Source organism: Streptomyces prasinopilosus, from assembly GCF_001419695.1.
Taxonomy (GTDB): Bacteria; Actinomycetota; Actinomycetes; order Streptomycetales; family Streptomycetaceae; genus Streptomyces; species Streptomyces prasinopilosus.
In genome coordinates, this window is sequence record NZ_LIRG01000746.1 from 1 (window position 1) to 1,834 (window position 1,834).

2 protein-coding genes are annotated in these 1,834 nt (G+C 73.6%); both read right to left on the reverse strand.

Annotated features, from left to right (window positions below):
- Nucleotides 1-15 precede the first annotated feature (15 nt).
- The gene (locus AOK18_RS25705) at nucleotides 16-1,239 is read right to left on the reverse strand and encodes a glutathionylspermidine synthase family protein (RefSeq protein WP_055695884.1); all 1,224 of its coding nucleotides are present in this window, start codon (nucleotides 1,237-1,239) and stop codon (nucleotides 16-18) included.
- Between the two features lie 115 nt (nucleotides 1,240-1,354).
- Nucleotides 1,355-1,657, reverse strand: a complete 303-nt coding sequence (locus AOK18_RS25710; RefSeq protein WP_055574793.1) for a hypothetical protein — start codon at nucleotides 1,655-1,657, stop codon at nucleotides 1,355-1,357.
- Nucleotides 1,658-1,834: the final 177 nt, after the last annotated feature.

Genomic DNA, 1,834 nt, shown 5'->3' on the forward strand with positions numbered 1-1,834 from the left:
GGGCGGGGTGCGGGTCTAGAGGATCACGTGCGGGAGGAAGCGGGCGTACTCGTCGGTGATCAGGCCCGACGACTCGCGGATCCCCAGGCCGGCGGGCTCGTCCCCGACGGTCCACGCGCCGAGGACGACGTGGTTGCCGTCGAAGTCCGGCAGCGGGGCGAGCTGCTGGTAGCAGCAGGGCTCGTCGCGGACCGCGGGGGCGCTGCCCGGCGGGTGGACCGTCACCCCGGCGCCCTCGCGGCCGAGCAGCGGCTTGGCCACGTAGCCGGTGGACGACGCCAGGTCGCGGGGGCCGTCGAGGTGGGCCGGGAGGAGGTTGGGGTGGTCCGGGAAGAGTTCCCAGAGGACGGCCAGCAGGGCCTTGTTGCTGAGCAGCATCTTCCAGGCGGGTTCGATCCACAGGGTGCTGCCGGTGCCGCCGCCGTTGTCGAGGGTGTCGAGGACGTGGCCGGCGAAGCGGTCGGTGGTGAGCCACTCCCAGGGGTACAGCTTGAAGATGCTGCGGATGAACCGGAGGCCGTTGTCGACGAAGCGGCCGGAGAGCCGGTCCCAGCCGATCTCCTCCACGGTGAGCCACGCGGTGTCGAGGCCCGCCTGCTCGGCGGTCTCCTTGAGGTAGGCGACGGTCATGAGGTCCTCGCCGAGGACGTCGGCCGAGGAGTGGGCGAAGTACAGCGGGCTGCCCGGCGGAAGGAGCGCGGCCTGCCGGCGCCAGGCGTCGACGAGGCGTTCGTGCAGGGAGTTCCACTGGTCGGCGCCGGGGAACCGTTCCTCCATCCAGAACCACTGGGGCGAGGCGGCCTCCACCAGGGAGGTGGGGGTGTCGGCGTTGTACTCCAGCAGCTTCGCGGGACCGGTGCCGTCGTAGCGGAGGTCGAAGCGGCCGTAGAGGGAGGGGAGTTCGGCCCGCCGGTGCCAGGCCTCGGTGACCGCCCGGACGACCCGCGGATCGGTGATGCCGAGGTCGGCGAAGCGGTCGGCGGTGACGATGTGGTCGGCGGCCGCGAGGCACATGCGGTGCAGTTCCCCGACGACCTCCTCCAGCGCCTCCACCTCGTCGAGGCCGAAGACGTAGTACGCGCTCTCGTCCCAGTACGGGACCCAGGCGTCGTCGGGGACGGGGAGGCCCGCCGCCCGGTCGGCCTCGAACCGCTCGGGCAGGGTGAGGGGGTAGATGAGTCCCTGTTCCTCGACGGTCTGCTGCCAGCCGGGCCGGGGCTCGATGGTGCGGCGTTCCACGGGCGGGTCCTTCGTCTGCTCGCTGGGCCGTCTCTTCGTCCGGCCGCTTCCTCGTCCGGCCGCTTCCTCGTCCGGCCGCTTCTCCGTCCGGCCGTCTCTCCGTCCGGCGGGGCGGTCAGCCGCCGCCGCTGCCGGAGGACGAGCCGAAGCCGCCCCGGTCGACGGCCTGGCTCCGGCTGAAGGTGCCGTCGTCGGCCCAGCCGTTGCTGACGTCGGCGTCGTAGTACCAGTCGGGGTCGGCTCCCTCGCCGAGGGAACCGGAGGCCGTCGCGCAGTGGTCGTCGGCGACGATCCGGTAGCCCTTGAGGTGGTCGTAGCTGTCCCGGTCCACGCAGCGGCGGTCCGGCTCCGAGCTGCACGCGGACAGGGCCGCCGCGAGGAGTCCCGCGCCACCGAGCATCACCGTGCCGGACCGCATCCGCCGCCGTGTCCGCGCCGCGGGCGCCGCCTTCGGGGCCGTCTCCCGGGCCGCCGCCTCCCGTATCGCCCCCGGGTCCGCCGTCTCCCGGCCCGTCGTCTTCCGCACCGTGTTCTCCACTCCCCCGTGTGTGCCGCCCTGCCGCCGCGGTGCACCGTGCTCCCCGGCTCGCGGCGG

What these genes read in the sequence shown, in the direction of transcription:
- AOK18_RS25710 (WP_055574793.1), bottom strand. Translation starts at nt 1,657, where the DNA reads ATGCGGTCCGGCACGGTGATGCTCGGTGGCGCGGGACTCCTCGCGGCG.